This is a genomic window from Paraburkholderia sp. J11-2, from assembly GCF_905220185.1.
GTDB lineage: Bacteria > Pseudomonadota > Gammaproteobacteria > Burkholderiales > Burkholderiaceae > Paraburkholderia.
Genome location: NZ_CAJMYY010000142.1, coordinates 1 through 284, shown reverse-complemented (window position 1 = coordinate 284; position 284 = coordinate 1). Strand labels below are relative to the sequence as shown.

Below are 284 nucleotides of genomic sequence, written 5' to 3'. Positions count from 1 at the left end.
GGTTTCCGCGGATTCTGGCCGCTGCGTGCCAACGATGCGCGCTGCGCTTGCCTGGGCGTGCCAGGCGCCTGTCGAAACGCAAGCGCATCGCGTGATCGCATGCCCTGGCACGCCCAGTCAACTGCAACCGTCGACGACGGCGCCTGAAGACCAGTGCCTTCGCGGAAAGGCCCATACGATTGGCCAGCCTGAGCGCTATCTGAAGCTGCCGGTAAATGCGTAAGGGATGTCGGATTCACAGGGCTCTCAATCTCGTGCAGCAAATCGCCGGAGGTGGCTAATGT

The 284-nt window shown here is 62.3% G+C and carries 1 protein-coding gene; it reads left to right on the top strand.

From position 1 onward, the window contains the following. Positions 1-223 (top strand): hypothetical protein (locus tag U5A57_RS41525; RefSeq protein WP_321918143.1); only part of this gene is annotated, 223 nt, incomplete at its 5' end. Between the last annotated feature and the right edge of the window lie 61 nt (positions 224-284).